Annotated in this window: 23 protein-coding genes and 1 pseudogene; 14 read left to right on the plus strand and 10 right to left on the minus strand. The window is 70.3% G+C overall.

The genetic code is table 11. The features are described 5' to 3' along the window. Positions 1 to 9: 9 nt before the first annotated feature. Positions 10 to 882 carry a polyamine aminopropyltransferase gene (gene speE, locus KPL78_RS05500; protein WP_219761920.1) on the plus strand — a complete coding sequence of 291 codons (873 nt, stop codon included), beginning with the start codon at positions 10 to 12 and terminating at the stop codon, positions 880 to 882. A 199-nt stretch (positions 883 to 1,081) separates the two neighbouring features. Here speE and KPL78_RS05505 read toward each other — a convergent pair whose 3' ends face one another. From KPL78_RS05505 to KPL78_RS05520, 4 genes are all read right to left on the minus strand, one after another. Continuing rightward, a complete protein-coding gene (locus tag KPL78_RS05505) occupies positions 1,082 to 2,461 on the minus strand; it encodes a hypothetical protein (RefSeq protein ID WP_219761921.1) in 1,380 nt (459 codons plus the stop codon). A gap of 67 nt (positions 2,462 to 2,528) precedes the next feature. Then, positions 2,529 to 3,293, minus strand: coding sequence for a flagellar type III secretion system pore protein FliP (gene fliP, locus KPL78_RS05510; protein ID WP_219761922.1), 765 nt, complete (start codon positions 3,291 to 3,293; stop codon positions 2,529 to 2,531). Between the two features lie 353 nt (positions 3,294 to 3,646). Further along, entirely contained in the window at positions 3,647 to 3,907 is a 261-nt protein-coding gene (locus KPL78_RS05515) for a flagellar biosynthetic protein FliO (protein WP_219761923.1), read from the minus strand. A gap of 37 nt (positions 3,908 to 3,944) precedes the next feature. After that, entirely contained in the window at positions 3,945 to 4,208 is a 264-nt protein-coding gene (locus KPL78_RS05520) for a hypothetical protein (RefSeq protein WP_219761924.1), read from the minus strand. A gap of 87 nt (positions 4,209 to 4,295) precedes the next feature. Between KPL78_RS05520 and KPL78_RS05525 the strand changes: the two genes are divergently transcribed. The 9 genes from KPL78_RS05525 (at position 4,296) to KPL78_RS05565 (ending at position 10,661) form a co-directional block, all read left to right on the plus strand. Further along, complete coding sequence (locus KPL78_RS05525; RefSeq protein WP_219761925.1) at positions 4,296 to 4,679, plus strand: flagellar basal body rod protein FlgB; 384 nt, start codon at positions 4,296 to 4,298, stop codon at positions 4,677 to 4,679. A gap of 12 nt (positions 4,680 to 4,691) precedes the next feature. Next, positions 4,692 to 5,099: a flagellar basal body rod protein FlgC gene (gene flgC / locus KPL78_RS05530; RefSeq protein ID WP_219761926.1), complete on the plus strand. Its 408-nt coding sequence runs from the start codon at positions 4,692 to 4,694 to the stop codon at positions 5,097 to 5,099. Continuing rightward, a complete protein-coding gene (gene fliE / locus KPL78_RS05535) occupies positions 5,099 to 5,395 on the plus strand; it encodes a flagellar hook-basal body complex protein FliE (RefSeq protein WP_219761927.1) in 297 nt (98 codons plus the stop codon). The genes flgC and fliE overlap by 1 nt, the downstream gene beginning before the upstream one ends. A gap of 39 nt (positions 5,396 to 5,434) precedes the next feature. Further along, positions 5,435 to 5,704 (plus strand): flagellar biosynthetic protein FliQ, encoded by a 270-nt coding sequence (locus tag KPL78_RS05540; RefSeq protein ID WP_219761928.1) that lies wholly within the window; start codon positions 5,435 to 5,437, stop codon positions 5,702 to 5,704. Continuing rightward, positions 5,704 to 6,480 (plus strand): flagellar biosynthetic protein FliR, encoded by a 777-nt coding sequence (gene fliR, locus KPL78_RS05545; protein ID WP_219761929.1) that lies wholly within the window; start codon positions 5,704 to 5,706, stop codon positions 6,478 to 6,480. The genes KPL78_RS05540 and fliR overlap by 1 nt, the downstream gene beginning before the upstream one ends. Before the next feature lie 3 nt (positions 6,481 to 6,483). Further along, positions 6,484 to 7,542, plus strand: coding sequence for an EscU/YscU/HrcU family type III secretion system export apparatus switch protein (locus tag KPL78_RS05550; RefSeq protein ID WP_219761930.1), 1,059 nt, complete (start codon positions 6,484 to 6,486; stop codon positions 7,540 to 7,542). Beyond that, complete coding sequence (locus KPL78_RS05555) at positions 7,539 to 9,062, plus strand: ATP-binding protein (RefSeq protein WP_219761931.1); 1,524 nt, start codon at positions 7,539 to 7,541, stop codon at positions 9,060 to 9,062. Before KPL78_RS05550 ends, KPL78_RS05555 begins: the two co-directional genes overlap by 4 nt. A 182-nt stretch (positions 9,063 to 9,244) precedes the next feature. Then, positions 9,245 to 10,294, plus strand: a complete 1,050-nt coding sequence (gene recA, locus KPL78_RS05560; RefSeq protein WP_219761932.1) for a recombinase RecA — start codon at positions 9,245 to 9,247, stop codon at positions 10,292 to 10,294. 187 nt (positions 10,295 to 10,481) lie between these two features. Continuing rightward, positions 10,482 to 10,661 (plus strand): hypothetical protein, encoded by a 180-nt coding sequence (locus KPL78_RS05565; RefSeq protein WP_219761933.1) that lies wholly within the window; start codon positions 10,482 to 10,484, stop codon positions 10,659 to 10,661. A 9-nt stretch (positions 10,662 to 10,670) separates the two neighbouring features. On the opposite strand, the gene KPL78_RS05570 is transcribed toward KPL78_RS05565, so the two are convergent. Further along, the gene (locus KPL78_RS05570; RefSeq protein WP_219761934.1) at positions 10,671 to 10,934 is read right to left on the minus strand and encodes a PepSY domain-containing protein; all 264 of its coding nucleotides are present in this window, start codon (positions 10,932 to 10,934) and stop codon (positions 10,671 to 10,673) included. 173 nt (positions 10,935 to 11,107) lie between these two features. On the opposite strand from KPL78_RS05570, the gene alaS reads away from it, so the two are divergent. From alaS to KPL78_RS05585, 3 genes are read left to right on the plus strand one after another with little or no spacing between them, the layout of a single operon-like run. Continuing rightward, positions 11,108 to 13,768 (plus strand): alanine--tRNA ligase, encoded by a 2,661-nt coding sequence (gene alaS, locus KPL78_RS05575; RefSeq protein WP_219761935.1) that lies wholly within the window; start codon positions 11,108 to 11,110, stop codon positions 13,766 to 13,768. After that, a complete protein-coding gene (locus KPL78_RS05580; protein WP_219761936.1) occupies positions 13,765 to 14,859 on the plus strand; it encodes a DmpA family aminopeptidase in 1,095 nt (364 codons plus the stop codon). The genes alaS and KPL78_RS05580 overlap by 4 nt, the downstream gene beginning before the upstream one ends. Beyond that, positions 14,856 to 15,473, plus strand: a complete 618-nt coding sequence (locus tag KPL78_RS05585) for a hypothetical protein (RefSeq protein WP_219761937.1) — start codon at positions 14,856 to 14,858, stop codon at positions 15,471 to 15,473. The genes KPL78_RS05580 and KPL78_RS05585 overlap by 4 nt, the downstream gene beginning before the upstream one ends. 181 nt (positions 15,474 to 15,654) lie before the next feature. On the opposite strand, the gene KPL78_RS05590 is transcribed toward KPL78_RS05585, so the two are convergent. Beyond that, a complete protein-coding gene (locus KPL78_RS05590) occupies positions 15,655 to 17,130 on the minus strand; it encodes a sulfatase family protein (RefSeq protein WP_219761938.1) in 1,476 nt (491 codons plus the stop codon). A gap of 26 nt (positions 17,131 to 17,156) precedes the next feature. After that, entirely contained in the window at positions 17,157 to 18,113 is a 957-nt protein-coding gene (locus KPL78_RS05595) for a Bug family tripartite tricarboxylate transporter substrate binding protein (protein WP_219761939.1), read from the minus strand. 127 nt (positions 18,114 to 18,240) lie between these two features. Here KPL78_RS05595 and KPL78_RS05600 point away from each other — a divergent pair. Then, positions 18,241 to 19,092: pseudogene (locus KPL78_RS05600) on the plus strand (LysR family transcriptional regulator); the annotation flags it as partial. Positions 19,093 to 19,159: 67 nt separating this feature from the next. Here KPL78_RS05600 and KPL78_RS30105 read toward each other — a convergent pair. From KPL78_RS30105 to KPL78_RS05610, 3 genes are read right to left on the minus strand one after another with little or no spacing between them, the layout of a single operon-like run. Beyond that, positions 19,160 to 19,843, minus strand: a complete 684-nt coding sequence (locus tag KPL78_RS30105; RefSeq protein WP_255568663.1) for a DUF599 domain-containing protein — start codon at positions 19,841 to 19,843, stop codon at positions 19,160 to 19,162. Further along, positions 19,840 to 20,316: a hypothetical protein gene (locus tag KPL78_RS05605; RefSeq protein WP_219761941.1), complete on the minus strand. Its 477-nt coding sequence runs from the start codon at positions 20,314 to 20,316 to the stop codon at positions 19,840 to 19,842. The genes KPL78_RS30105 and KPL78_RS05605 overlap by 4 nt, the downstream gene beginning before the upstream one ends. Continuing rightward, on the minus strand, positions 20,297 to 21,400 hold the full coding sequence (locus tag KPL78_RS05610) for an NAD(P)/FAD-dependent oxidoreductase (protein ID WP_219761942.1): 1,104 nt from the start codon (positions 21,398 to 21,400) through the stop codon (positions 20,297 to 20,299). Before KPL78_RS05610 ends, KPL78_RS05605 begins: the two co-directional genes overlap by 20 nt. Positions 21,401 to 21,707 lie beyond the last annotated feature (307 nt).

A 21,707-nucleotide genomic window follows, 5' to 3' on the forward strand; every position in this document is an offset into this window, starting at 1 on the left:
ATGCTGCACATGGCCTTCGATCTCTGGGTGAACGAGACGCTGTACGAAGCCTGGGGCCAGCGCTTCCGCGTGAAGCGCGAACTCGCCCGCGTGACGTCCGCTTTCCAGGACATCATGATCTTCGAGAGCGAGACGCATGGCCGCGTCATGATGCTCGACGGCGTGGTGCAGATCACCGAGGCCGATGAATTCTCCTATCAGGAGATGATCGCGCATGTGCCGTTGCTCGCGCATGGCGCGGCGAAGAACGTCCTGATCATCGGTGCCGGCGATGGCGGCGTGCTGCGGCGCGTGTTGCAGCACAAGGGCGTCGAGCGCGCCGTGATGGTCGAGATCGACGGCGAGGTGATCCGACTCGCCAAGGAATTCCTGCCCGGCATCGCCGGCGATGCGTGGAACGACCCTCGCGCGCAGGTGCTGGTCGCGGACGGCATCGACTATGTTCGCAACGCGCCGGATGCGTCCTTCGACGTGGTGATCGTGGACAGCACCGATCCGATCGGTGTCGGCGAGGTCCTGTTCACCGACGAGTTCTACGCGAATTGCGCGCGTCTGCTGACGCCGCGCGGGCTGATCGTGAACCAGTGCGGCGTGCCGGCGATGCAGGCGGATGAACTGCGCGAGACGTCGATCCGCCGCGGCAAGGCCTTCCCGGACATCTGGGCCTATCTGGCGGCCGTGCCGACCTATGTCGGCGGCTTCATGACGCTGGGCTGGTCGGGCAAGGATGCCGGCTGCCGCGCCGTGCCGGTCGAGGAAATCCGCAGGCGGGCGGACGCTGCCGGCATACTCGGCACGACACGCTACTGGACGCCGGAGATCCATGTCGGCGCCTTTCACCTGCCGCCCTATATCGCGGAGCACCTGCCGCAGGGCGGTTGACGTGCCGGGTGACCGGCGCGAGGGCTGCATTGGTCCACGTCGCCGGTGCCGGTCGGGACGTCCCGCCACGCATGGGCATCCCGGATGCCCGCCGCGCGGCCGGCGCGGAGCGTCATGGTCTTCCGTGCGGCGCCGCTAGAGCATTTCCGGCGAACTTCCGTTCACCTGCCCGGATGAGTCCATCCTGACAGGATCTGCTCTAGGCCGGAGGCGGCGGCGCAATCATCCCCGGCTGCAGCGTCCGCAGGCGCTCCGGCTTGAACCGCTCGCCAAAGACATCGGCCAGCGAGCCGTAGAGGGCCGCGCGCAGCCTGTCGAATTCCAGCCGGCCCGGCTCGTCGCCCGGATTGCGCAGCACGGCCTGTTCGGCGTCCCGCAGCGCGCGGACTTCGTCGTTCAGTCGCTTCGCCGCTTCCCGCGGCAAGGCCTTGCCCGCGACATAGACCGCCTGGCTGATGCCGATCAGCGTGTTGAGCTGATCGGGGATGGCGAAATTCTCGAGGTCCGTCGCCCCGTTCACCACCAGTGCAACCGCGGCGAAGACGCTGAAGGCGAGAGCCTGCACGCGCGTCACGTCCACCTCGCCTTCGGCCCCGAGCAGGTCCTCCCAGCGCGGCGTGCGCTGGCGCGTATCGAGGATGCCCGTCGCCATCAGCCACACGCGGTTCGCCGTGGACAGTGGCTGGCCCTCGGCGATGCCGGCGAGGGTCGAACCGGCGAGGGTGATGCCGAGGAGCATCAGCACCGTGCTCGACAGCGCCGACAGATACCCTGTCCGCGCGAAGACATAGGCATAGACGCCCACGACGGTCAGCGTGAACAGCAGCACCTGGAAGCGTGACAGGCTCGCCGCGCCGAAGGCGTCCTGACAGATCACCACCGGGTTCAGCGCACGCCAGAAGGCGGGTGAGGCGCGACGCCCTTCACCCCGCTGCCTCACCGCCTGGGTTTCGAGCTGCTGGCCATGCACCCGCAACGCCGTGAAGGCGATGACGAGATAGAGCAGCGCCGCCGCCCCGATCCCGATCACCACCGAAAGGTAGTAGCTGGAGACCGTGACTTCGGTGATACCGAAGGCCGAGGGCTCCGGGCTTGGCGGGTTGGGGATGCAGGCGATGACCGCGACCTGCCAGGTGGAGCGCCACCACGTCTCGGGTGGAGTGAATTCGACGCGCAGCGGCGTGATGCCCGCCTCGGGCGTCGGCGGATGCACCATGGCGAGGATGGGCGCGGCGTCCTGCGGGGGCAGCAGGCCGGAGGCGGCGGGATAGGCGATGGCGGCGAAGAACGTGGCGCGCCAGTCCTTCTCGTCGACGCCCTCGGGCTGACGCAGGTTGATCTTCAGCGTGGCCCGCGCGTTCGAGGTCTGCTGCGTCAGGTCGCGCTCGATGCGCAGCGTGCCAAGGCCACGGAAGCGTATCCATTCGGCCCAGAGTGCCGCTGTGCGGCCGGAACCGGCCTGGCCGGGTGCGGTGGCCGTGCCTTGGGGGCTTTGGCAGATGCCTTCCCAGGGCTGGGATCGCTGCGCGGCAGCCGGCAGCGACAGCAGCGCCAGCAGGCAGATGAGAGCGATCCGCATGGCGACGACCCTTCCTCCGGACATCGCTGATTGTGGCATGGATCGGCGCTGTCCGCCGTCCCGCACGTCACATGCCGACGAAACCCTGGACCAGGGACGCCGAGACCAGCCGCCACCCATCTACCAGCACGAAGAAGATGAGCTTGAAGGGCAGCGCCACCACCGAGGGCGGCAGCATCATCATGCCGAGCGACATGAGCACCGAGGCCACGACCATGTCGATGACGAGGAAGGGCAGGAACAGCAGGAAGCCGATCTCAAAGCCTCGGCGCAGCTCGCTGACCATGAAGGCCGGCACCAGGGCGCGGTAGGGCGCCGCCTCCGCGCTGTCCGGCTGCGGCAGGTTCGCGAGCTCGATGAAGTGGCTGAGATCGTCGTCCCGCACATTGGCCGCCATGAAGCGGCGGAAGGGCTCCGCCGCCGCTTCGAGGCCGGCGATCTCTCCGATCCGCCCCTCGGTCATTGGCACGATGCCCTGGGTCCAGGATGCCTCGAAGACCGGCTGCATGACGAAGAAGGTCAGGAACAGTGAGAGGCCGACGATCACCGGATTGGGCGGAATGCCCTGCGCACCGATCGCACTGCGCAGCAGTGCCAGCACGATGACGATGCGTGCGAAGGCCGTTGCCATCACCAGCAGCGACGGCGCGAGCGACAGCATGCCGATCAGCGCGGTGAGCTGCACCAGCCGCGCGGTCGCACCGGGCTGGCCGGTCTGGCCGAGGTCGATGGCGACGGATTGCGCGAAGGCGGTCCCGGGCAGGAGCAGGATGGCGAGGACCAGGAGGTAGAAAGGGATCGCCCCCCCGAGCCACCCCGGCAAAGGCCGCATGGCCTTCCCGATGGCTCCGACAATTCTGCTGGGACGGAGCCGGAGGGGCGCCGCCCCTCCGGACCACCCCGCCAGGCCACAGTGTGGCCTGGACTGCCGGCACTTGGTGCCGGGCGCGGCGTGCATGCCACTCCCGCCCAACGCCTGCTGTGCGCAAGAGCGGGTCTCGGCCCTCATTCTGACCGTGGTGCAAGGTGCCAAGTGACGGTTTCCAAAGGCCCCGGGCCGTTGGCGGGGTGGTTTGGAGGGGCAGATCCCCTCCAACGGCAACAGCGGACGCATCAGGGCGACCGGGAAGGCCGGAGCCAAGCCCCCCTTGGCGCCGGGCGCCGCTGGCGAAGAGGCGTCGCGCATCACGCGCCTCCTTCCGGCAGCCAGCCGACCACCTGGTCCTGCGTCCCGCCCGTCAGCAGCAGCAGGGACCGCCCATCGCACCGCACCAGCACCAGCCGGCGCCGGGTATCCAGAGCGACCGTCTCCTCGACGCGCAGCCGGGCGCCGGATTGTGGGGCGAGACCGGCGCGCCGCGCCAGCCTGCCGACCAGCAGGATCAGCGCGATCACCGCGGCGAGCGCGCCGGCGGCGGCGATCCAGCTTGTGGGGTCGATGGTCATGCCGCGGCCTCCTGCCGGCGGTTCGGGGAGGGGGACGTCAGGACGGGGTCAGCGCGCCCTGCAGGCGATCGACCTGCACGAGCAGCCCGCCGAGCCGCCCGCGCACCGTCGGCGCCGAACGGGCCGGCACGGCAAGACAGGCCATGCAAAGTCGCTCGACCTCCGCTTCGAGCCCTTCGAGGTCGATGCGGCGGCGTTCGACGACCAGCGCTTCGGCGACGGCGAGCGTCGCCTCCATCGCCTCGATGGCGGCGAGGAGTGCGGCGGTCTGGCGAGCCTCTGCGATGCCGGTGTCGTCCATCACCGCATCCAACACCGCGGCTGGTTACCGGCTGGTTGTCGGCGCCGTTAACTGATCCTTCGCCGGCCCCATGCCACGGAATGCGGCATGGACCCGACCCGCACCGGCCCGATCGCGCTCGCCGAGGCCCGCATCCGCTGGCTGGATGCGCGCCAGCGCGTGCTGTCGCAGAACGTCGCCAATGCCGATACGCCGGGCTACCGCGCCTCGGACCTGCAACCCTTCGCGCAGGCGCTGGCCGGGGCGCAGGGCGTGATGGCGCGGACCGATCCGCGTCACCTCGCGCCACGCCATGACGGCCGCGTACAGCGGGAACGGCATCCGCTGGAACGCAGCATCGACGGCAACGGCGTCGCCCTCGACCGCGAGGCCATGCGCATCGCCGATACCGAAACCGCGCACGCTCTCGCGGTGGGGCTGCACCGCCGATACCTCGGGCTGTTCCGCACCGCGATCGGGCGCAACCAGTAAGGGGGCAGGGGCATGGACCTCGATCGCGCGCTGCGCATTTCGGCCGCCGGCATGCAGGCCCAGGCCACGCGGCTACGGGTGGTGGCGGAAAACCTCGCCAACCGGGACAGCACCGGCAGCACGCAGGGCGCCGACCCATACCGCCGCAAGACGGTCACCTTCCGCAACCGCATGGATCGCGAACTCGGCGCCGAGACGGTGCGCGTTTCGCGCGTCGGCACGCAGCAGGGCGACTTCCCGCTGCGCTACGACCCGTCCCACCCGGCCGCCGATGCGCGCGGCTATGTCCGCACGCCGAATGTCGACAGCATGATGGAGACGATGGACATGCGGGAGGCACAGCGTTCCTACGCCGCCAATCTCCAGGTCCTCGAAGTCACCCGCGGCATGCTGACCCGCACCATCGAGGCGCTGCGCTGATGCCGCCGCCGCTCGCCGCCGCCGGGGTCGCGGCCGCCTATCGCGTCGCGGACGCATTGCCCCAGGCGGCGTCCGGCGGGGCGGGTTTCGGGGCGGCGCTGACCCGCGCGATGGAACAGGCCGTCGATGTCGGCCACCAGGCCGATGCGGCCTCGACCAGCGCGCTGGCGGGGCAGGGCAGCGTCACCGATGTGGTGCTCGCCGTGGGGCGCGCCGAGGTCACCTTGCAGACCGCCGTGGCGGTGCGCGACCGCGTCGTCGCCGCCTATCAGGACGTCATGCGGATGCCGATCTGAAGGATCGCAAGCCATGCCCGGCCTGGGAAGATCGCGGTCATGAACGAGACAGCGCTCGCAGCGCGTGAGGCGCTTTGGATCTCGCTGCAGATCGGCGGGCCGCTGTTGGTCCTGATGCTGGCAGTCGGCCTCGTCATTGCCCTGCTCCAGGCGCTGACGCAGGTGAATGAGGCGACGCTCGCCTTCCTGCCCAAGGTGGTGGTCCTGGCCGGTGCGCTGCTGGTGCTCGGGCCCTTTTTCATCGGCGTGCTGCGCGGCTACGCCGGCGGGCTGTTCCAGGCCATGGTGGATCTGGGCCAGAGGGGCTGATGGACGAGGCGGGCTTCCTCGCCACGCTGCCCGCGCTGGCCTTCCAGGCCGTGCTGGTCTTTGCACGGCTCGGTGCCGCCGTGATGGTGCTGCCGGGGCTCGGGGAGGCCGAGGTGCCGGCGCCGGTGCGTCTCGGGTTCGGCCTCGCGGTGACGCTGCTGATGATGCCGGTGCTCGCGCCCAATCTGCCGGAAGCACCGGATGCCGTGGGGGAATCGGCGCGGCTGATTGGCCTTGAGGTCGTCATCGGCCTCTGGCTCGGCGGGCTGGCGCGGCTGGTGGTCATGGCGATGGCGGTGGCGGGGCAGGCGATCGCGCTGCTGCTTGGCCTCGCCCAGGCGTTGGTGCCGGACCCGGAACTGGGCGGGCAGGGCACGGCGACGGGGCGGCTGCTGGCGCTCGCCGCGGCGGTCCTGATCCTGGGCAGCGGGCTCTATGTCATTCCCCTGCGGGCCCTGGTCGAATCCTACGGCGTGCTGCCGGTGGGCGAGGGCTTTCCTGCCGGTGCGGGCGCGGAGGCTATGGCCGGCGCGGCGGCCGACAGCCTCGCGCTGGCGCTCCGCCTCGCCGCGCCCTTCGTGCTGGCGGCGGTCGTCATCAATGTCGCGCTCGGCCTGCTGACGCGCATCGCGCCGCAGGTGCAGGTCTATTTCATCGCCGTGCCCGGCCAAGTGCTGGCCGGGCTCGCGCTACTCGGCCTGATCATGCCGGCGCTGCTCGGCGCCTTCGAGGAAGCGGCGCGCGACGCCTTCCTCGCCCTGCCGGGTCTGCGCTGACCCATGGCGGGCGAGGACGACGCCGATGCCGAGGACAAGACAGAAGCCGCATCGCCCCGGCGCCTCGAAAAGGCGCGCGAGGAAGGGCAGGTCGCGCTGTCCAAGGAGCTCTCCGGGCTGGGCGCGCTCGGGGGCGGCCTGCTCGGGCTGATCGTCGCCGTGCCGCTGGGCGGGCAAATGGTGCAGGGCTTCCGCGGCGCCATGGGGCGCGCGCACGAGATCCCGCCGATCGAGGCCGCCGTCGCCATGGCCCGGCTCGGCCTGATGGTCGCGCTGCCGGTCGCGGCCCTGGCGGCGACCGGCGCGGTGGTGGCGACCCTGTTGCAGACGCGCTTCCTCATTTCGGGGAAGGGGCTGGTGCCGCAGCTCTCGCGCCTCAATCCGGCGTCGGCGCTGAAGCGCATCCTCGGGATGGACGGCGTCATCGAATTTCTGCGCACGCTGCTGAAGCTCGGCCTGGTGGGTGCCGCGCTGTGGTACGCGATCGGCGACCCGGCCGCGTTGCCGCGGCTGCTGGTGATGCCGGCGGGCGTGCTGCTCGGGCAGATGGGGCAGGCGGCCTGGGATCTTGCGGCCGCGGCGCTGCTCGCCTTCGCCCTCATCGCCGCGGCCGACTGGCTGCTGGTCCATCAGCGCCACCTGCGCAAGCTGCGCATGTCCCGCCAGGACCAGAAGGACGAGATGAAGGAAAGCGAGGGCGACCCGCATGTGAAGGCCCGCCAGCGCCAGATCCGCCAGCAGCGCGCCCGCACGCGCATGATGGCCGCGGTGCCCAAGGCGGCCGTCGTCGTCACCAACCCGACGCACTTCGCCGTCGCCCTGTCCTATGAGCAGGGTGGCGAGTCGGCGCCGCGCCTGGTCGCCAAGGGCGCCGACGAGGTCGCCGCCCGCATCCGCGAGGTCGCGACGGATTCCGGCGTGCCCATCGTGTCCAACCCGCCGCTCGCGCGGGCGCTGTTCAAGCTGGAACTGGATACGGAAATTCCGCCGGAGCACTATCAGGCGGTGGCCGAGATCATCGCCTATGTCTGGCGGCTTGGCGGACGAGGACAGGCAGGGTGAGTCAATCACGTAGGCGGGTGCCGGACGAGGCAGCCTTCCGCAAGCTGTTCGAGGCCGAGGATGCGGTGGGTCTTGCCGTGCTGGACACGGAGGGCCGGATCCGCTTCGCCAATGCCGCGCTGGGGCGGCTGTGCGGCGACGGGCCAGGCCCCCAGCATGGTCGTGCCGCCGCCTGCCTGTTCGCCGCCGACACGGCTGAAGGGGTTGCCGAGGCCATTCGCGCCGCCCTGGCCGGGCCGCCGGCGCCGCCCGTGGTGCTGGCGCGCCTGGCCGATCCCTCCCTGCCCGAGGATTCCCAGGTCGAGGTCACCTGCCGCCCCCTGCGTGGCGAGCCGGGCGCGCTGCTGCGCGTCGCCGACGTTACCGCGCGCCGCCGCATGCAGGCGCAGATGGAGGAAGGCGCGCGGCTGCAATCGGTCGGGCGCCTGGCCGGCGGCGTGGCACACGATTTCAACAACCTGCTCGCCGCCATCTCGGGGGCGGCGGAATCCGCGCTGGCCCGCCACCCCGATGCCGCGACAGTCGAGGATCTGCGCCAGATCCTCGACAGCGCGGCGCGCGGGGCCCGGTTGGTGAAGCAGCTCCTCGCCTTCGCCAGCCGGCAGGCACTGGCCCCGCGCGTGGTTCCGCTCTCGGGCGTGGTGGAGGCGATGCTGCCCCTGCTGCGCCGGCTGCTGGGCGGGCGGCACGTGCCGGAATACGCGCCGCCGCCAGCACCTGGACCGCTGGTGCGGGTCGATGCCTCGCAGCTCGACCAGGTGCTGCTGAACCTGGTGGTGAATGCGCGCGACGCCATGCCGGCCGGAGGCCGCATCCGCATCGCGGTCGAGACGCGGCACCTCGACGACGACCTCGTGGCACCGGGGGCGGTGGTGCCGGCGGGGGATTGGGTGGTGCTCTCCGTCGCCGATGCCGGGCGCGGCATCACGCCGACCGACCTGCCGCGTATCTTCGAGCCCTTCTTCACCACGCGCCGCGATACGGGCGGGACGGGGCTCGGCCTGCCAACCGTGCTCGGCATCCTACGGCAGTCGGGTGGGCATGTGACGGTGGCGACGCGGCTGGGGGAGGGGACCACCTTCCATCTCTGGTTCCCCGAGGTGGGGGCGACGGCCGAGGCCGCGCCGGCACCGCCGTCCGTCGCGGCCAGGTCCAGCGGGCCGCGCCGCGTGCTGCTGGTGGAGGACGAGGCGCCGCTGCGCCGCCTCGCCGCCCATGCGCTGAAGGCGGCTGGGCATGAGGTGCAGGAGGCCGAGGATGCCGAGACGGCGTTGGAGGCTGTGGAGGGCGGTTTCGCGCCGGATGTCCTCGTCACCGACATCACCATGCCGGGGGAGATGGACGGCTTTACCTTGGCCGAGATGCTGCGGGAACGGCTGCCCGCGATGAGCGTCGTGCTGGCGTCCGGCTACGCCGAGCGGGCGGTGGGGGAAGGTGTCGCGGAGCGCGGTTTCGCCTTTCTGGAGAAGCCCTTCCGCATGGCCGCGCTGCTGGGGGCGGTGGCCGGTTCCAGTTCTTAGTTTGTTCTTGCTGTCCGCCTCGTATCGGAGCATCTTTCCCTTGCGCCGAATCGTGCCGTCATGTGCCGGTGCGAGCAGGCCCGGCGGGTCGGGTCCGTGAACGACCCGCTACGAATGGGCGATAGACGGGAAGGAGTTATCGCCCTATGGTTGAGAAGACGCCGCATGATCGGGGGAAGGGCATGGATAAGGGAAAGGCGCTCGACGCCGCGCTGAGCCAGATCGAGCGGGCCTTCGGCAAGGGCTCGATCATGCGCCTCGGCGCGCGGCAGGCGCAGGACGGCGCGATCGAGGTGGTGTCCTCGGGTTCGCTCGGCCTCGACCTCGCGCTCGGCATCGGCGGGCTGCCCAAGGGCCGTATCGTCGAGATCTACGGACCGGAATCCTCGGGCAAGACGACGCTCGCCCTGCATGTCATCGCGGAAGCCCAGAAGAAGGGTGGGACCTGCGCCTTTGTGGACGCGGAACATGCCCTTGACCCCGGCTACGCCAAGAAGCTCGGCGTCGATGTCGACAACCTGCTGATCAGCCAGCCCGATGCGGGCGAGCAGGCGCTCGAGATCGCCGATACGCTGGTGCGTTCCGGCGCGGTCGATGTGCTGGTGGTGGATTCCGTCGCCGCCCTGGTGCCGCGTGCGGAACTGGAAGGCGAGATGGGCGACAGCCATGTCGGCCTGCATGCCCGCCTGATGTCCCAGGCGCTGCGCAAGCTGACCGGCTCGGTCTCGCGGTCCAACACGCTGCTGATCTTCCTGAACCAGATCCGCCTGAAGATCGGCGTGATGTTCGGCAACCCGGAAACCACCACGGGCGGCAATGCGCTGAAGTTCTACGCCTCCGTCCGCATGGAAATCCGCCGCATCGGCGCGATCAAGGACCGCGACGAGGTCACCGGCAACCACACCCGCGTGAAGGTGGTGAAGAACAAGATGGCCCCGCCGTTCCGCGAGGTCGAGTTCGACATCATGTATGGCGAAGGCATCTCCAAGGTCGGCGAACTGATCGACCTCGGCGTGAAGGCCAATGTCGTCGAGAAGTCAGGCGCCTGGTTCTCCTGCGACAGCCAGCGCATCGGCCAGGGGCGCGAGAACGCCAAGCAGTTCCTGCGCGATCACGCCGACATGGCGAATTCCATCGAACAGCGCATCCGCGGCCAGGCCGGGCTGCTCGCCGACCAGATGCTGTCCGGCGAGACCAGCGAGGATGACGACGAGGCGCTGGCGGCGGAGTGAAGCGGGGCGCTTTTTTCTGAACTGTGGAACCGAGAGGGGCTTTGCCCCTCTCGGGCTCACCCCACCAAAGGCCTCGGGCCTGTGGCGGAGTAGTTTGGAGAGGCAGAGCCCCTCCAATCGTCATATCCGAAGGCAGGCAACCCTACCCGGCAGCGCGTGTTTCCTCACTGACAGAGGAGACACGCCCATGCCCGAACCACGTCAGCCCCGGCTGCCCCGCATCACGCCCGAGGCGACCTCCGCGCCGGGACCGCACCCCCTGCATCGCCCGGATGAGCGCAAGGAGGGCGGGCCAGATTACGGCAAGGCCAAAAAGCAGCAGGAAAACCACCGCCAGACGGAGCGGGACGCCGAGGCGGAGAACTGACCCGCCGCCTCAGCGCCCCCGCTCAACCTGCACGACCCGGCCATCGACAGGGTTCACCTTGACTTCGATGCGGCGATCGGACGCATCCCGGCCTTCGACTTCCCACCGGCCGTCGTCGCATTCCACCTTTGCCAGCCAGGCGATGCCGGCCTCGCGTGCGATGCGGATGGCCTCCTCGGCGGTGATGCCGCTGCGGCAGGCCGTGCTGTCGGCCAGGGCCGGGGCGGCCAGCAGGGTCAGGGACAGCGCGGTGATCGGAAGGTGTCGCTTCAAGATTGCCTCTCTGAACAGAAAAACGGTTGATCCAGGGCCTCGATCATGGCGCGGCGGCCGTCGATCCGGCGTGCTGCCCCTTCACGCCTTGCGCCGCGCGCGCTACCTGTCGCGTCCTTTGGGCCAACACCTTGCCGGGACGGGCTTTTCCCGGGCGACGCGACGGGCGGGACATGACCAGCAGCAACGATATCCGGGCAACCTTTCTCGACTACTTCCGCCGCAACGGGCACGAAGTGGTGGAAAGCTCGCCATTGGTGCCGCGCAACGACCCGACGCTCATGTTCGCCAATTCGGGCATGGTGCAGTTCAAGAATGTCTTCACCGGGCAGGAGACGCGACCCTACAAGCGTGCCACCACGGCCCAGAAATCGGTACGCGCCGGCGGCAAGCACAACGACCTCGACAATGTCGGCTACACCGCTCGCCACCACACCTTCTTCGAGATGCTGGGGAACTTCTCCTTCGGCGACTATTTCAAGGAACAGGCGATCCCCTATGCCTGGGAATTGCTGACCAAGGACTTCGCCCTGCCGAAGGACAAGCTGCTGGTCACCGTCTATTCCGAGGACGAGGATGCGGCCGCCATCTGGCGCAAGGTCGCCGGCCTGCCCGACAGCCGCATCATCCGCATCAGCACCTCGGACAATTTCTGGCGCATGGGCGATACCGGCCCCTGCGGCCCGTGCTCCGAGATCTTCTACGACCATGGCGACAAGATCCCCGGCGGCCCGCCCGGTTCCCCCGATGAGGATGGCGACCGCTTCATCGAAATCTGGAACCTGGTCTTCATGCAGTTCCTCGAGGAGCCGGCCGGCACGCGCAACCCGCTGCCGCGCCCGTCCATCGACACCGGCATGGGCCTGGAACGCTTCGCCGCCATCCTGCAGGGCAAGCACGACAACTACGACACCGACACGCTGCGCGCGCTGATCCTGGCTTCCGCCGAGGCGACGGGGCAGGAGCCCGACGGCCCCTTCCGCATCAGCCACCGCGTCGTCGCCGACCATCTGCGCGCCGGCGCCTTCCTGATCGCCGATGGCGTGCTGCCGTCGAACGAGGGCCGCGGCTACGTCCTGCGCCGCATCCTGCGCCGCGCGATGCGCCACGCGCACATGATGGGCTCGCGCGAGCCGCTGATGCACCGCCTGCTGCCCGCCCTGGTGCGCCAAATGGGTGCTGCCTACCCCGAACTCGTGCGCGCCGAGGCGCTGATCTCCGAGACGCTGCGCCTGGAAGAGACCCGCTTCCGCTCCCTGCTGGAGCGCGGCCTGGGGCTGCTGGCGGAGGAGACCGGGAAGCTCGGCACCGGTCAGACCCTGCCGGGCGAGGTCGCCTTCCGCCTGTATGACACCTATGGCTTCCCGCTCGACCTGACGCAGGACGCGCTGCGCGCCGAAGGCCGTCCGGTCGATGTCGAGGGCTTCAACGCCGCCATGACCGAGCAGCGCAAGCGCGCCCGCGCCGCCTGGGCGGGCTCGGGCGAGGCCGCGACGGAAGGCGTGTGGTTCGACCTGAAGGAGAAGGTCGGGGCCTCCGAATTCCTCGGCTACACCACCGAAACCGCTGAAGGCGAGATCGTCGCCATCGTCCAGGACGGCAAGCCGGTCGACAGTGCGCCGGTCGGCGCCGAGGTCGCGGTGCTGCTGAACCAGACGCCCTTCTACGCGGAATCCGGCGGCCAGGTCGGCGACACCGGCATCATCCAGGCCGGTGACGCGCTGCGCATCGAGGTGCGCGACACCCAGAAGAAGCTGCACGGGCTCTACGTCCATCTCGGCACGGTGGTCGCGGGCGAGGCCAAGCTCGGCCTCGGCGTGCAGGCCGAGGTCGATCACGCCCGCCGTTCGGCGATCCGCGCTCATCACTCCGCGACGCATCTGTTGCATGAAGCGCTGCGCCGCCGGCTCGGCACGCATGTCGCGCAGAAGGGCTCGCTGAACGCGCCGGACCGGCTGCGCTTCGACGTCTCCCAGCCCACGCCGATGACCGAGGAAGACCTCGAATGGGTGGAGGGCGAGGTGAACGCCCGCATCCGCGAGAATGCCGAGGTCGTCACCCGCCTGATGACGCCCGAAGCTGCCGTCGAGGCGGGTGCCATGGCCCTGTTCGGCGAGAAGTACGGCGATGAGGTCCGCGTCGTCGGCATGGCCCATGACCCGGCGGCGGTCGAGAAGCACGGCGTCTATTCGCTGGAACTCTGCGGCGGCACGCATGTCCGCCGCACCGGCGATATCGGCCTGTTCAAGATCGTGTCGGAGGGCGCTGTCTCCGCCGGCATCCGCCGGGTCGAGGCAGTGACCGGCGATGCCGCGCTCGCCTATGTCGCGGGCATGCAGGAAAGCCTGCTGGCCGCCGCCGCCGTGTTGAAGGCCCAGCCGGGCGAACTCGCCTCCCGCATCACCGCGCTGGTCGAGGAACGCCGCAAGCTCGAGCGCGACGTCGCCGATCTGCGCAAGAAGCTCGCGACCGGTGGTGGCGGGGCTGAGGTCGAGCAGGTGGCCGGTCTGCGCCTTGCTCTCCGCGACCTCGGCGAGGTCCCGCCGCGCGACCTGAAGGGCTTGGCCGAGGCCATCCTGAAGGGCGGCACGGCTGATGTCGTGGCGCTGGTCTCCACGGCCGAGGGCAAGGCGTCCATCGTCGTCGCGACCGGGGAGGCGGCGAAGGGCAGGACCGACGCCGTGGCCCTGGTGCGTGCCGCCTCGGCCGCGGTGGGCGGGAAGGGCGGCGGTGGCCGTCCCGACATGGCCCAGGCCGGCGGCCCCGACGCGACCAAGGCTGCCGATGCGTTGGCCGCGGTGCGGGAGACGCTGACCCACGGCGTCGCGGCATGACATCGGAGGGCGCGCGTTGCCGCGCCCGCGACCTTGGTCTTGCCCCCGGGATCTTCCGTCCCGGCGTGCACAATACGATCACTGATGTGGCCGGCGTCGCCATCGGCCATGTCACGCTGGTCGAGGGCGATGCCACCCGCACCGGCGTCACCGCCATCCTGCCGCATGCGGACAATCCCTTCGTCGAGCGCGTCCCGGCCGGCCTCGCCGTCATCAATGGCTTCGGCAAGCTCGCGGGTGCGACGCAACTCGCCGAACTGGGCGAACTCGAAACGCCGATCGTGCTCACCAACACGCTCGCCGTCGGCCGTGCGGTCGAGGCATTGGTCGACTGGACCCTTGCCCGCACGCCCGATGCCGTCAGCGTCAACGCCGTGGTGGGCGAAACCAATGACGGCCGGCTGAACGACATCCGAAACCGCGGCGTGACACGCGATCATGTCCTCGCCGCTCTGGATGCCGCCGCACCCGGCCCCGTCGCCGAGGGATGCGTCGGCGCGGGCACCGGCACCATGGCCTTCGGGTGGAAGGGCGGCATCGGCACCTCCTCGCGCCTGCTGCCCGAAGCCCTTGGCGCCTGGACCATCGGCGCGCTGGTGCAGGCGAATTACGGCGGCGTGCTGACCATGGACGGCATCCCGGTCGGACGCGAGCTCGGCAAGTGGTACCTGAAGGAACACACCGACCGCGGCGATGCCGATGGGTCCGTGATGGTCGTCATCGCGACCGACGCGCCGCTGTCCGACCGCAACCTCACGCGCCTCGCCACGCGCGCCATGGCCGGCCTGGCGCGCACCGGCGCAGCCTTCAGCGATGGTTCCGGCGACTATGCCATCGCCTTTTCGACGCATCCCGGCGTGCGGCGTGATCCGGAACGTCGCGCGCACCAGGCGATCATCGCAGACTGGCCGAATGACCGGATGTCGCCCCTCTTCGTCGCGGCCGCGGAGGCCGTGGAGGAAGCCGTGCTCAACGCCCTGACCATGGCCACCACCATCATCGGCCGCGACGGCCGCACGGGTCGCCGCGCGACCGGCCATGCCATCGACCTCGACGCGCTGCGCGCCGTGCTGAAGCGATACGGGCGATGAGGCGCGCGCTGTTCGCGGCCGGCGCTGCACTCGCCCTCGCGCTGCCGGCCGCCGAGGCCGCCCGCGCCACGCTGCGCGCCGCCCGCCCCGGCGGCGCCACGCCACTCGAGCTCCGCGCGAATTCCACCGCCGAGCATTGGGTCATCGATGTCCTCGAAGGCGGCGTCCCCAGCCAACGCATCGAGGTGCAGACCGACCTCCCGGACGTCGCGCCGGATCTCGGCGACGCCAATGGCGACGGTGCGGCGGACCTCTGGATTCCGGTGATCGGCGGCAACGCCAACACCGCCTGGGACCTGTGGATCATGGACCCGGCCCGTGCGCGCTTCCGCCGGGCGGGGGAGATCAGCGGCCTGTCCTTCTCGCGCGACGCCAGGGGCCGGCTCGTGTCGCTGGGCCGCGACGGCTGCTGCGCCGTCTCCTATACCTTCCACGACATCACGCCTGAGGGGCAGTTGCGCGAACTCTTCGGCGTGGAAAGGCGGCTCGATGATCTCGGCCGCGGCAGTTGCGAGCCCTCGGCGATCGCCATCAGCCCGCCGGCCGATGCGGTGACGGGTCTTTGCCGGCTGCGGCCCGGTGCCATGCCCGGGACAGTGTTGCGGGTGCCGTAAGCGACGACGGCGGAGCGGCGAGGGGTCTTGCCCCAGGACCCTCGAAGTGCCGCGGGGGCAGAAGAGTCGGTTCAGCCGCTCGGGCTGACCGTCGCGCATCGTGCCAGATCAAGATTTCGCCTTTGGCGGGCGGGGCTCGGGGAGGGACAGACCCCCTCCCCGAGGCGACCGAGGCCGCTGTTCAGTTCGGCGTCTTCTCCAGTTCCTGCCCCGGCGGCGGCGAGAAGAGGATGAGCTGTTCCGCCAGCACCGCGTCGCGTCCGCCGAGTTCCTCGACCCGCGCCCGCTGATCCGCCTTGGCGGCCGCATCCGCCGCTTCCGGGTCGCAGAAGCGCCGCAGGGCTTCCTGCAGGGAGGCTGTCAGCGCCGTATGCTGCGGCTGTCCGGCAAGGTCGTGCAGTTCCTGCGGATCCGCGACGATGTCAAAAAGCTGCGGTGGCAGGCCGACGTAATGGATCAGCTTCCAGCGCCCCTGGCGCAGCATGAAGGCACCGGCCGGCGATCCATGCGCGTGGTATTCGGCGAAAACCGGGCGATCCGCATTCTCCGCCCCCGCGGCGGGGCCCCAGAGGCTGCGCCCGTGCAGGCTCGCATCCTCCGCCGCCGGCGTCGCGCCGACCGCTTCGAGCACGGTGGGAAAGAGATCGACATGGGACACCGGCGCGGCCCGCCTTGCACCCTTGGGCAGCCCCGGCCCGGCGACGATCATCGGCACCCCGGCCGAGGCATCGTAGAGCACCTTCTTGCCGAACAGCCCATGGGCACCGAACAGTTCGCCATGGTCGCTCGTGTAGAGCAGCCGCGTGGTGCGATCGAGGCCGAGGGTCCGGACCGTCTCCATCACCTTGCCGAGTTGTTCATCGAGATGGGAGATCAGCCCAAAGTATCCGGCCGCGACCTGGCGCAGCATGTCGGGATCCATCTCGTCCGGCAGTCTTTCGAGCCGGCGCAGGTGGCGATAGGCGGGGTGCGCCGCCCAGCCTTCGCCCTGCCAGCCCGGCGGCAAGGGCATCTGCTCGACCGGATAGAGGTCGAGCAACCGCTTCGGCACGGTGAAGGGCGGGTGCGGGCTGATCCAGGACACGAAGAGGACCCAGGGCTTGCCGCCCGGGGCGCTGTGCGCGCCGAGCCAGTCCTGCGCAGCGCGGGTGATGTCGGCGTCGTAGTCCTGATAGGCGGTGTGCCCTTCGCCCGAACGCTTTGCATAGAGGTCGTAGAAGGCCGAACTCTCCCGCGCCTGTTCGGCGTCGTAGCCGCGCAGGAGCTGGCGCACCGCCCCTTTGCCGGCATGGAGGTGCATCGGCAGGATCTCTTCCGAGAAGCCGTAATCGTCGCCGCCGCGGAAATGCAGCTTGCCGATCGAGACGACCTCATGGCCCTGCTCGCGCACGCGCCGCATCCAGGACGGCACCCGCCCATCATAGGCAAGGGCGTTGTCCCAGTAATGCGTCTCGCTGGGATAGCGGCCGGTGGCGAGGGCGGCACGGGCGGGGCAGCAGACCGGGCTTGCCGTGTAACCCTGCTCGAAAAGCACCCCCTCGGCGGCGAGCGCGTCCATCGCCGGGGTCTTCACCCAGGGATGGCCGGCGCAGCCCATGACGTCGCGGGCATGGTTGTCGGACAGGAAGACGATGAGATTGGCCGGGGACAGGACCATGGGGCGGTTCCTTCTGGTAGGGCTGATCAACCGGCCTGGGCGACGCCGGCGGCCTCGACGATGCGGCGCCAGCGCACCAGCTCGGTTCGGAAGAAGGGCGCGAAGTCCTGCGGTGTGCTGCCGACGGGCGTGGCGCCCTCGGCCCGCAGGCGTTCGGCGATGCTGCCGGTGCGGATCGTCTCGGCGAGGCCGCGCTGCACCTCCTCTGCCATGGCCATCGGTGTCTCGCGCGGTGCGAAGAGGGCGTGCCACTGGTCGGCGACGAGATCGGGGAAACCTTGCGCCACGAAGGGGGCGATGCCCGGGAGCTGCGGCATCTCCTCCGTGCCTGTGACGCCGAAGGGCAGCAGGTCGCCGCGTTCGAGGAAGGGCTTGGCGACCGGATAGATCAGGAAGGCGAACTGTACTTCCCCCGTCAGCAGCGCGGTGACTACCTGTCCGGCGCCGCGATAGGGCACATGGGTGACGTTCAGCCCGGCCTGGCGGAAGAGCAGGGCCGGGACGATGTTCGAGATCGAGCCCGACCCGGCCGAGCCGTAGTTCCAATCGGGCCGGCCGTTCTGCAGGGCGGCGCGCAGCGCGGCAACGTTCCGTACGCCCGTATCCGCCCGCGCGACGGCGACATAGGGCTGTGAGACGACCAGGCTGACCGGCAGCAGGTCCCGCTCCGTGTCGAAGGGCATGTTCGCCATGATGGAAGGATTGATGGCGATGGTCGCCGAGGCATAGAGCATGGCGGTGCCATCGGGCGGCGAGCGCACCACAGCCTCCGCCCCGATGTTGCCGCTGGCCCCGGAGCGGTTTTCCACCACCACGGCGCGCTGCAGGCGCTGGCCCAGCGGTTCGGCATAGAGCCGGGCGAAGATGTCGTTGCCGCCACCCGGTGCGAAGGGAACGACGAGGCGCAGCGGGCGCTGCTCGAGCGCGAGGGCAGGGGTGGCAAGCGTGCCGAGAAGAGAGAGGCCAAGAGCGCGCCGGCGCATGGGATTCTCCGGATGCGGGTGGGCCGCGCTGGGTTCCGTGCCCGTGTGCTCCAGGCTGGACGCAGGCTAACGCCCATTCCGGCATGGCTTCCAATGCAGTCTCGGCGATGTATCATGCCTGTCAGGCATGATTGGCGGCGCACTCGACCTTCTGACCCTGAACCTGTTCCGCGATGCGGTGCGGGAAGGCTCGGTGACCGCCGCCGCCCTCCGCCAGGGCATCGGCCAGCCGCATGCGAGCCGATTGCTCGCCCGGTTGCAGCGGCGGCTCGGCCTGTCCCTGCTGATCCGCAGCGGGCGGCGGCTGGTCCCGACCGAGGCCGGTCTGCTCTTCCTCGAGGAAGTAGACCGCACCCTGTCGGGCATCGACCGTCTGGCCGAGACGGCGCGCGACATCGCGGCAAACCGCCGGGCGCCGGTCCGCCTGCTCGTCCAGTCGCATCTTGCGCATGGGCTCATGCCGGGCGTGCTGCGCCGGCTGGCGGTGAGCGCGCCGGGGCTGCGCATCGACCTCGACATCCGGCAGCGCAACCGGCTGACCGGCTGGGCCGGGCGGGCGGATCCGGACGTGGTGCTTGCGGCCTGGCCGCTCGAACTCGTCTTTCCGCGCCGTGAGATCCTGCTCGAGACCAGCTACGGGCTCGCGATCCCGGCGGGTCATCCGCTGGCGCGGCAGGACCACATCGCGCCGGCCGATCTCGCCGGCGAGGATCTCATCACCGTGCGCCCCGGGCTGTCGACGCGGGACTGGCTGCAGGAAATGATGAAGGGCTTCGCGCGGCGGCCGCGCATCGTGTGCGAGACCGGCTCAGTCCTCTCTGCCGTGCAACTGGCCGCGGAAGGGCTGGGGCTCGCCCTGACCGATCCGTTCCTGGCCAGTCGTTTCCGGCGAGAGGCGGGCGTCGTGTTCCGGCCGATCAAGGATGGCCCGCGGCTGAGCTACTGCCTGATGCTGCGCGCCCAGCAGCCTTGGGCGGCGCCGCTGCGGGCGGCGATCCTCGCCGAAGCGCGCGATCTTCTCGCGGCCTGGCCAGGTGGGGCGACCTTCACGCCACCTCTCGTGTCGCCACCGCATCCCGCGCCGCCGAGCGGAATTCCCGGCGGTGCAACTCCCGCAGGACCAACAGGCTCGCCAGGATCAGCGCCAGTGGATGGACGATCCAGGCCAGCGCCGCGAGCCCGAAATAGTAGGACCGCAGCCCCGTGTTGAAATGCCGTGCGCCGCGGTTCGCCACGCGTGCCGCCATCTCGGCATGGTGTGTCGCGCCGGGGTCCAGCGGCATGCCCATCACCAAGGTCGATGTGTAGTTGAACTGCCGCAATGCCCAGGTGAACTCGAAGAAGGTGTTCACGAAGATCACCAGCAGCAGGCCGATCTTGATCTCCCACATCACCTCGTCCGGCACGGCGCTCCAGGGCAGGACCGCGACGATGTGCCGCGCCGGATCGGGCGCCGACAGCATGGCCACCAGGCCGCCCAGCACGAGGATCGAGGTGGTGGCGAGAAACGAGGTGGACGACATGAGGTTGCCGATGGCCGCGATGTCGGCGATGCGGTTGTCCCGCATCATGGCCGCGCGCATCCAGCGCCGGCGATGCTCGTCCATGGCGGCGATGACGCTGCGCCGGCGGATGCTCGGGATGCGATCCACCAGCAAGGCGTAGATCACCCAGCAGACGATGAAGACGGCCAGGGCGATCCAGTCGAGGACGGTGAGCGGCAGGGTCATGGCACGGCGGGCTCGGAGGGGGTGGTGGGCACCCGCTCTGGCAGTGATCCGCAGGCGGCGGCAAGGGATTCGCGCGTCTTCCTGTCGGTGCCGACGAAGCGCCGAGCTCTGGCGTCCCAGGCATAGGGCAGGGTGGTGTCGCGGCAGGCGCCGCCCGCCGCGCAATAGGTCACGCGCAGTTCCAGCCGGCCACGGCGGGCGCGCAGGGCAGGGCGGCCGTCCTGGATCTCCTCGAACAGGGTCTGGCGCCAAGTCACGCCGTCCGGACCCGTCCAAGCGATTTCCACGGAGGTGGCCTGGTGGATGCCGCCGGCCGCGCTCAGGCCGATGCGCCAACGCAAGGGGCCGGAGGGCAGGCCGCTCAGCGTGCCCCGGTCGGTCGTTGCAGCCAGGTCCCAGTCGAAGCAGTCGGCCCGGCCGGGCGAGGCCGCCAGCAGCGTGGCGGCGAGAAGGCTAGCGGCGCAGCGGATCATAGGGTGCGAGGTCCAGCGGCGGCGCCTCACCCAGCGCCAGCCCTGCGGCGATGGCCCCGGCGAAGGGCGAGATCGTCAGCCCGCTCGGCCCCAGCCCATTGGCGATGACGAGGTTCGCGAGCCCCGGCACCACACCGAGCAGCGGGCAGCCATCGGGCGACATCGGCCGGAATCCGATGCGAGTCTCGAGATGCGTCGCCTGCGCCAGGCCCGGGGCGACTGACAGCGCGGTGCCGAGCACCTCCGCCAACCCGGCGGCGGTCACGCGGCGGTCGAAGCCCGACCCGGTCTCCCGCGTCGCGCCGACCACGACGCGCCCTTCCTCGAAGGTCAGGAGGTAGTGCGAGGTCATCGGGTAGAGCACCGGCCAGGACGCCGTCTCCGTCCCCTCCAGCCGCAGATGCAGGATCTGTCCGCGTTGCGGCTCGACCGCCAGGCGCAGGCCGAGCGGAGCCAGCACCTCCGGCGCCCAGGCCCCGCCGGCGAGGATCACCGCATCGCCGGTGATCGCCTCGCCGCCCATGCGTGCGCCGCGCAGCCGATCGCCCTCCATCAGCAGGGACGCCTTGCCCTGCCGCACCACGCCACCGCGCCGGGTGATGGCACGGCGCAGCGCGGCGCCGATCCGCCGGCCATCCACCCGGGCGCCTCCGGTGAGATGCAGCGCGGCCCGTGGTGCCATGGCGGGAAACAGGCGCTGCGCCTCGGCCGCCGTCAGGCGCGACACCGCGCCGGCGAGCGGGCAGGCCGCCGCCCGCGCCCGTACCAGCGGTTCCACCGCGTCCAGCACGGCCGGGTCCGCCGGTGCGCTGAGCGTGCCGATGCGGGCATAGCCGAGGTCGGTCTCGCCATCCTCGGCGAGGCTCGCAACCAAGTCGGGATAGGCGGTCGCCCCGCCTTCCAGCATGGCGTAGAGCGCCTCGCCCTCATGCCGCGTGGTCCAGGGGGAGACGATGCCCGCCCCGGCCTGGGTGGCGCGGCCGTCATGCGCGGCGTCGATCAGCACGACCGCGGCCTTGGCGCGCAGCAGGGAATAGGCGGCGATCGACCCGAGGATTCCGCCACCGATGACCACGACACGCATCGACGCCTCCGACGCTGTTCTGGCGATTGAGCGCCGAAGCGCGCCGCAAGGGAAGCGGCCGGACGGCCGGTGCGTGGGATGTGCTGGCTCTTGGGGGTCGAGAGTGGCTTTGCCCCTCCCTCACCGCGAAGCAGTGCTTTGCGCCCAGCAAAGGCCACAAGGCCTTCGGAAACCGATACCTGGCACCGGGCGCCGCTGTCAGGACAGGCGTCGAAGCCGGCACCGGCGCACCAAACGGATTGCAGGAGGCAATAGGGCGCCCGTACTGCCCGGCGCCAAGTCACGGTTTCCAAAGGCCCTGTGGCCT

Source organism: Roseomonas alba, assembly GCF_019430885.1.
GTDB lineage: Bacteria > Pseudomonadota > Alphaproteobacteria > Acetobacterales > Acetobacteraceae > Neoroseomonas > Neoroseomonas alba.

Excerpts from the sequence above, each read along its gene's own strand:
- KPL78_RS05580 (WP_219761936.1), top strand. The coding sequence starts at position 13,765 with ATGACATCGGAGGGCGCGCGTTGCCGCGCCCGCGACCTTGGTCTTGCC.
- fliP (WP_219761922.1), bottom strand. The coding sequence starts at position 3,293 with ATGCGGCCTTTGCCGGGGTGGCTCGGGGGGGCGATCCCTTTCTACCTC.
- KPL78_RS05595 (WP_219761939.1), bottom strand. The coding sequence starts at position 18,113 with ATGCGCCGGCGCGCTCTTGGCCTCTCTCTTCTCGGCACGCTTGCCACC.
- KPL78_RS05610 (WP_219761942.1), bottom strand. The coding sequence starts at position 21,400 with ATGCGTGTCGTGGTCATCGGTGGCGGAATCCTCGGGTCGATCGCCGCC.
- fliR (WP_219761929.1), top strand. The coding sequence starts at position 5,704 with ATGGACGAGGCGGGCTTCCTCGCCACGCTGCCCGCGCTGGCCTTCCAG.
- speE (WP_219761920.1), top strand. The coding sequence starts at position 10 with ATGGCCTTCGATCTCTGGGTGAACGAGACGCTGTACGAAGCCTGGGGC.
- KPL78_RS05585 (WP_219761937.1), top strand. The coding sequence starts at position 14,856 with ATGAGGCGCGCGCTGTTCGCGGCCGGCGCTGCACTCGCCCTCGCGCTG.
- KPL78_RS05540 (WP_219761928.1), top strand. The coding sequence starts at position 5,435 with ATGAACGAGACAGCGCTCGCAGCGCGTGAGGCGCTTTGGATCTCGCTG.
- flgC (WP_219761926.1), top strand. The coding sequence starts at position 4,692 with ATGGACCTCGATCGCGCGCTGCGCATTTCGGCCGCCGGCATGCAGGCC.
- KPL78_RS05605 (WP_219761941.1), bottom strand. The coding sequence starts at position 20,316 with ATGATCCGCTGCGCCGCTAGCCTTCTCGCCGCCACGCTGCTGGCGGCC.
- KPL78_RS05590 (WP_219761938.1), bottom strand. The coding sequence starts at position 17,130 with ATGGTCCTGTCCCCGGCCAATCTCATCGTCTTCCTGTCCGACAACCAT.
- KPL78_RS05550 (WP_219761930.1), top strand. The coding sequence starts at position 6,484 with ATGGCGGGCGAGGACGACGCCGATGCCGAGGACAAGACAGAAGCCGCA.
- KPL78_RS05505 (WP_219761921.1), bottom strand. The coding sequence starts at position 2,461 with ATGCGGATCGCTCTCATCTGCCTGCTGGCGCTGCTGTCGCTGCCGGCT.
- recA (WP_219761932.1), top strand. The coding sequence starts at position 9,245 with ATGGATAAGGGAAAGGCGCTCGACGCCGCGCTGAGCCAGATCGAGCGG.
- KPL78_RS05515 (WP_219761923.1), bottom strand. The coding sequence starts at position 3,907 with ATGACCATCGACCCCACAAGCTGGATCGCCGCCGCCGGCGCGCTCGCC.
- alaS (WP_219761935.1), top strand. The coding sequence starts at position 11,108 with ATGACCAGCAGCAACGATATCCGGGCAACCTTTCTCGACTACTTCCGC.
- KPL78_RS05525 (WP_219761925.1), top strand. The coding sequence starts at position 4,296 with ATGGACCCGACCCGCACCGGCCCGATCGCGCTCGCCGAGGCCCGCATC.
- KPL78_RS05565 (WP_219761933.1), top strand. The coding sequence starts at position 10,482 with ATGCCCGAACCACGTCAGCCCCGGCTGCCCCGCATCACGCCCGAGGCG.
- KPL78_RS05520 (WP_219761924.1), bottom strand. The coding sequence starts at position 4,208 with ATGGACGACACCGGCATCGCAGAGGCTCGCCAGACCGCCGCACTCCTC.
- fliE (WP_219761927.1), top strand. The coding sequence starts at position 5,099 with ATGCCGCCGCCGCTCGCCGCCGCCGGGGTCGCGGCCGCCTATCGCGTC.
- KPL78_RS30105 (WP_255568663.1), bottom strand. The coding sequence starts at position 19,843 with ATGACCCTGCCGCTCACCGTCCTCGACTGGATCGCCCTGGCCGTCTTC.